Below are 5,769 nucleotides of genomic sequence, written 5' to 3' on the forward strand. Positions count from 1 at the left end.
ACGCGAAAATTAGACAACTTCAAGATCTTCATCAAAATTCAGGCCAATTCACAAATCTCAGATTAAAAGAAAATAGTCCAGTGATTGGGCTATCCATAGCAGATGTGCGATTTCCTTCTGAAGCCGTCATCGTTTCAATTAAACGACAAAATAAACTGCTTGTACCTCATGGAAAAACAGTGTTTCAAAAAGATGACGAAGTGCTTCTTTTTATTTCTCCGATTCAAAAAGTAGATGAGGTTGTAAGTTTTATGGCCGGTGAGGTATCTCCTCTGTCATAAAACTGATAAACCTAAAAGCTTTTTATGAGGGCTTGAGGATGTTTTAAATGATGCCTAAGTATTCGACAAACCCAATCATCAAAGTCTGCAAAAGAAATGAATAGATTATTTTAATTATCAGTTTAATCCAATCTTACCTTGATACAGTTTATCGATTTAGAACAAGCTGAATAGGTATAGCAACAACCATCTCGTGAGAGTCTATCTCTTTTAGTGACGGAATGATTTTCTGTATAGTATGAACCGGTCCTATAGCTTCAACGACAACCGGTATATGAGATTGCCAAGAAAAAAACGAATTCTTTACAATCTTACGATCTTCTCCAAATCCTTCAATTCCTTTGGTGACAGTAGACCATGAGAGATGATTTTCTCGAAACAGTTCTAAAATTTTTTCATAATTTGCCGGCTTGATTCCATGAGATTCTTCTTTTACATAAACTTTAATCATCCAATAATCATAGTTGGGCAACACGCTTTCCCCCTCATGTATACGATAAGCTTCCATGATTCCCACTTCTCCATACGGTATATTTTTTTTAATTTCACTCAAAATCGGTTCAATAGATTCGCGAGTGCCAATGGCTTCTACAATAATAGGAAGATCATTAAAACTGATATCCTCGATGACTTGTGAACGAATATCATCCTTATCACCTAGTCCTTCATTTGCACGTAAAACTACAATATAATCCAACTCCCATTTTTGAAGCCATGTAAATATTTCTTGATAAAGTACCCTCGCTTTTCTTCCTTCTAATTCTCCAACAACTATTCGTAATAGCCGATGATTCATCATTACGCCCCTTTAAAATTCATGATATTCTTTCTTAGTAAAATCTTTTAATTATGGACAATAAATGAGTTTATCCAAAACTGACTTATCCATATCAATAAAACCCCTATTCCCCATGAACTGAAAATATATACAAAGGATAACTTTTTTTGGATTCGATAAAGTTTAACCGTTTCTACAGAAAAGGTGGAGAAAGTTGTTAAACCTCCACAAAAACCTTCTCCTAAGAACAACCATGCTCTTGAAACTGGATCGTCTTGATAAAAGACAAGAAAAAATAGACCTATCATCCAAGTCCCAAGAACATTCACCCACCATGTTCCCCAAGGAAAAAAACCATGATATTTTTTTGTGAAAAATTGGCTTACGCCATATCTTGCATATACTCCTAATCCTGAACCCACCGCAACTAGCAGAAATCGAAACAACATTATTGTACCAACTCCTTGATTGTTTGTTTGCATTTCCCTGAAACAAAATCCATCATTTTCTCCCCTATATAGGAAAACATAGGCCCTCCTATCAAGCTGACAACAGCATAACTGAGAGACTTAACAAGATGATGTAAAGCTAATTGTTCTACTCCTAAATCAAACGTAGAAAACGTTGTATATGCACCGATTACTCCTGTTGCAAAACCTAAGCGAAACCAGGATTTAATCTCTATGACTTCTGCTAATTGATAAAATGCGCCCAATATAAACGAACCCGATAAATTAATAACCAAGATTCCTAGTGGAAAATCAAAAGGCGTTGGTATCCACAAACTCAATGCATAACGCAGAAGGCCACCAATCATTCCACCTATCCACAAACTTATAAATTGCATCATTTCATACCTCCATGAATTTTTAATGCAACACAAAATGGCTCCTGCGAGTTGGAGTTCCATTCGCAGGAGCCATTATCCCTTCTGGGAAGTTTGGGTGAGCCCCATCACCCTACCATCATTCAATTTTCAGGCTCGATAATCTATCTCATAATCTGATATAGCATAGCTAAATTATACCTCATCGAGTATTTGATGCAAACGTTTCATTCCTTCTTGAAACGCTTGAATACCTGCACGATCGATGAGTACTGTATTCGGTAAAACTCTTCTTGCTTTTAAAGCATAGTATAAGGAGTGACTGCTATACGCTGTGATAAAAAGAACTCCATCCACATGTACGAAGTGTTCAATGCCGAAACGAATTTTTTCAAAACCAGGTATAAAAATAGGTATGGCTCCTTCTTGTTCTAAAAACAGTCGATAAACAGGCCATCTCCCTGAATCACCAACTACCGCTATTTTTTTCCCTGAGAATTGGGGAATATTCTCATGATTGCTTTTTGCTTTTTCGCTTCTTCTCTCAAATTTCATCAATTCAAATATACGCAAAAATTCTTGTACCTCAGCTTCAATTTGTACTTTTATTTCTTGATTTTCAACTTCCAAACTTCGAATACGCTGCAATAAATCTCTTGTTGAAGAGTTTTGGTAAGTTGATTTTTTTGAAAAGAATACAAGAGGCTGCATAGAATGCACTATAGATTCTAAATATCTGAAATCCGAATCATAATTTTCTCTCATTGTATGAATCCAATATTCAGCACGTGATAATTCAAAAAAAGCGCTGTACGAAGCAAATAGATAGCCAGCATATACTTCATTTGGCAGATTTGCCTGGTCAAATTGGTAAACGGTATCTTGAACAAAATGATGAAGGTCTTGCAAAGTTCCATGTAAAACAATCGATTTGAGATTGCAATTCAAAGTCGGAACTTGTACTGTATTTAAATGATACTCTAGAATACTTTGCCAATTTAATCGCTTGCTTTGTGAATTTTTAAGTTGCTGAATGACGATGAGTGATTGCTCTATAGAATGCATTTTACGATTAATAGGAATGATAGCCTTTGCAGAGAAAATTTGTCGTAGTGATTGAGGCATATTTATCCATAATAGTGGTACTGAGGAATATTTTAACAATTCAATGATTTCTTCAGTAGTGTATTCTACTAACACATCCTCATCTTCCTTGAAAACCTGTGCCTCTAAACATTCTTGTAATTCCTTTACAGTTGCTAACAAAGCATGGGAAAAGACTTGTTCCAACCATTCATTTCTAGAGGTATAAGTTCCATCTTGAAAAAGGAAAGGTTTTTGTGGATGACATTCTCCATTCTCAATTCGGACACTCATCACGAATTTTTCCATGATTTCACCTCCAATCAAAATGGCTCCTACGGATAAAATTTTATCCGTAGGAGCCATTAGCCAACCAGTTGGCAGTTTATGGTGAGCTCCATCACCTTTTATTTTAGTTCAATTTTAAACAGGAACTTTCTGTTTGTAAAGCTGCTATAAACAAATGATGAACATGCAAGATGGATAGGCTCTCATAAGTCTAACAGATTTTTCATAGTTCCATGACATTAGAGCTATCAAAAACCAAATGCTTAGGGTCATTCTTATACCGAGCAATCCACCCGTACAGCGTCTTCTCGGAAATACCGAGATCACGCGCTACCTGAGAAGCCACTCGCCCCGTCATACTTATTTGCCATATGTAGACCCTCGAATCGATTGACTTATTTTCACATTCTCGGTTCGTTGTATCCACCATTTAAGACTAACACCAATCTTAAAAAAAAGCAGCGCGCATCTTCATGAACGACCGGAAGTAAGGTACCCATTCATTCATCGATACCGCTCCAAATTTCCGGTTAAGAAGATGTGCAAGATATTGGAAGTATCTCGGAGCGGGTATTACGCATGGCGCAGGCGCCCGGAGAGCGAGTGTACTAAACGTCGAAAACGAATCACGAAGCGGATTCACCAGATTAGGCGGATGTTTCAAACAGGTAATCTATGAATGACGCAACGGAACAAGCCGGTGTGCGATGCATCTCAACCTGTTTCTTTCGTAGCATATGCATAGTTTCTATCCCAGCAAGAGTCTTTTCGGCAGTCACGAACGACTTGAACCCAAACATTGGTTTCGTAATCCTCTTGAATGCGTTCATACATGCCGGTCTCATCTCAACGATTGATACGATGATCGTAGCACTCAAGTGGTTTTTGCACCAGATTCAATAAGATCATTTCGAATTAAGCATTTATTTTTTATATAAAAAGGGATACCATATACTCTCTTATCTTTATGTTGCTTCTGTATGTGAAAATGAAGATGAGGTTCCGACGAGAATCCAGAGTTTCCTATTCGGCCAATAACTTGACCTTTTTTAACATTATCTCCAGGTAAATAATGAATGGAATTTTCTTGAAGATGGGCAAATACGTATTGAAACTCCTCTGCGTCTTGAATAACTATTACATTTCCAGAAGGTAATTTAAAATCCATTACTCCGATAGGATTATCTGAATGTCTAGATTCAACATATACTACTTTTCCATTAACAGGGGATAGAATCTCCTTCCCAAAAGATAAATACTTGCTTAGAGACTTCGGAGCTAATCCACACGCTCTGTTCCCATATTTACCAACTACTACAAAATCCATGGCATATTTCTGCTGGTGGTTTTTTCGATGATGATTTAAAACACCAATATTTCCTCCTTGAATAATTGCTAGCCGATGATTTACTGGATTATCTACTTGTACAGCGTTATTGATTCTTATCATTTTTTTCAAAAATAATAGGAGTTTGCTAAGGATAAGAACGACAAGACCTAAATACCAGAAGCCATTTTTAAATTCTATTAAAATGAATGCCGCTAGCCAAAAATCCCTGAAATAAACTGAAGTTTTAACCCAAGGCGCTGCATAATAATAAAACAAAAATAAGATTAAAAAAAATACATTAGTCCATAAATGTTTGGAATAATACATAGAATACATAGTGATAAAAGGATACATTACTAAAGAGGCAACTATTATCACTCTATTCATATAGAGATTTTTGTTCACATAATAAAAGTAATTAGATAAGCTATTTTTTGGCAACGTTCTCACTCCCACTAAAAGCAACATTATTACACTGATCCAATGTACATTTACCAATCGGGATAATATACCTGTTTTTAGCGAGTAACGAGTATAGGGGGTTGCCTAACATGCATTTATCGAGAAGGAAAAACAACAGTCCCAATGGCATTAAAGCAGGAATACGTATCAAGATTTGATCAATAGCTTTACTTCCAACATACACTTTGTTGTCAGAGATTCTAATTGCATGCATACTTGCAGCTAAATCTTCTTTAGTGAACTGATATTCATTTAGGTCTACTTCCCATAATGAAATAAAATTCAACATATGATATTTATCTAATTTTATCCATTTTGATACAGATAAACTGCATACAGGGCATTGCCCATCATAAATTACGGTTAGCGACCACGGTTTAACCCCTCAATATTAGAGTCTTGCTCCCTTAATCTCACTTGCTCGTAGGATTGCTTAGACCTTAACGACGAATGGCTGCACTTCGTTGTTGGCAATTGCGCGCATGAACTGTTCCGGTGACAGATCATATAAGCTACCGTGAATTCGGTGCTGGTTGTAAAACGTAATGTATTCTGTCACGGCTGCGTATGCTGCTTGGTAGTTCTCAAACTCGGCGCCAGAGAGCCGGTCGCTTTCTAGCTGTGAATGGAACGATTCAATGTGCGCATTCTTATTCGGCGTCTTTGGCGGAATGCGCTCATGTGTGACCCCTAGCTGTTCACAACCGTCCTCAAAGACATG

9 protein-coding genes, 1 pseudogene and 2 riboswitches are annotated in these 5,769 nt (G+C 36.9%); of the genes and pseudogenes, 2 read left to right on the forward strand and 8 right to left on the reverse strand.

Features of this window, described 5'->3' with window-relative positions:
- A partial coding sequence (locus tag BUA75_RS14980) for a TrkA C-terminal domain-containing protein (protein WP_207549788.1) occupies positions 1-281 on the forward strand: 281 nt, incomplete at its 5' end.
- A gap of 148 nt (positions 282-429) precedes the next feature.
- On the opposite strand, the gene BUA75_RS14985 is transcribed toward BUA75_RS14980, so the two are convergent.
- The 5 genes from BUA75_RS14985 to BUA75_RS15005 form a co-directional block, all read right to left on the reverse strand.
- On the reverse strand, positions 430-1,077 hold the full coding sequence (locus BUA75_RS14985; RefSeq protein ID WP_072875389.1) for a DUF190 domain-containing protein: 648 nt from the start codon (positions 1,075-1,077) through the stop codon (positions 430-432).
- Positions 1,078-1,124: 47 nt separating this feature from the next.
- Positions 1,125-1,508 carry a fluoride efflux transporter FluC gene (locus BUA75_RS14990; RefSeq protein WP_072875392.1) on the reverse strand — a complete coding sequence of 128 codons (384 nt, stop codon included), beginning with the start codon at positions 1,506-1,508 and terminating at the stop codon, positions 1,125-1,127.
- Positions 1,508-1,909, reverse strand: a complete 402-nt coding sequence (locus tag BUA75_RS14995; RefSeq protein WP_165612050.1) for a fluoride efflux transporter FluC — start codon at positions 1,907-1,909, stop codon at positions 1,508-1,510. The genes BUA75_RS14990 and BUA75_RS14995 overlap by 1 nt, the downstream gene beginning before the upstream one ends.
- A 56-nt stretch (positions 1,910-1,965) precedes the next feature.
- Positions 1,966-2,027: riboswitch (Fluoride riboswitch) on the reverse strand.
- 53 nt (positions 2,028-2,080) lie between these two features.
- On the reverse strand, positions 2,081-3,277 hold the full coding sequence (locus BUA75_RS15000; protein ID WP_129583692.1) for a hypothetical protein: 1,197 nt from the start codon (positions 3,275-3,277) through the stop codon (positions 2,081-2,083).
- A gap of 40 nt (positions 3,278-3,317) precedes the next feature.
- Positions 3,318-3,382, reverse strand: a riboswitch (Fluoride riboswitch).
- 97 nt (positions 3,383-3,479) lie between these two features.
- Positions 3,480-3,614, reverse strand: a complete 135-nt coding sequence (locus BUA75_RS15005) for a transposase (RefSeq protein ID WP_207549789.1) — start codon at positions 3,612-3,614, stop codon at positions 3,480-3,482.
- A gap of 87 nt (positions 3,615-3,701) precedes the next feature.
- On the opposite strand from BUA75_RS15005, the pseudogene BUA75_RS16320 reads away from it, so the two are divergent.
- Positions 3,702-3,914: pseudogene (locus BUA75_RS16320) on the forward strand (transposase); the annotation flags it as partial.
- Between the two features lie 216 nt (positions 3,915-4,130).
- Here BUA75_RS16320 and BUA75_RS15015 read toward each other — a convergent pair.
- The 3 genes from BUA75_RS15015 to BUA75_RS15025 form a co-directional block, all read right to left on the reverse strand.
- On the reverse strand, positions 4,131-5,027 hold the full coding sequence (locus tag BUA75_RS15015; RefSeq protein WP_072875398.1) for a M23 family metallopeptidase: 897 nt from the start codon (positions 5,025-5,027) through the stop codon (positions 4,131-4,133).
- Complete coding sequence (locus tag BUA75_RS16655) at positions 5,014-5,406, reverse strand: thiol-disulfide oxidoreductase DCC family protein (RefSeq protein ID WP_083574418.1); 393 nt, start codon at positions 5,404-5,406, stop codon at positions 5,014-5,016. Before BUA75_RS16655 ends, BUA75_RS15015 begins: the two co-directional genes overlap by 14 nt.
- Before the next feature lie 75 nt (positions 5,407-5,481).
- On the reverse strand, positions 5,482-5,769 hold a 288-nt coding region (locus BUA75_RS15025; RefSeq protein ID WP_072875400.1), incomplete at its 5' end, for an integrase core domain-containing protein.

Source organism: Alicyclobacillus tolerans, from assembly GCF_900142255.1.
In the GTDB taxonomy this organism is placed as follows: Bacteria; Bacillota; Bacilli; order Alicyclobacillales; family Alicyclobacillaceae; genus Alicyclobacillus_I; species Alicyclobacillus_I tolerans.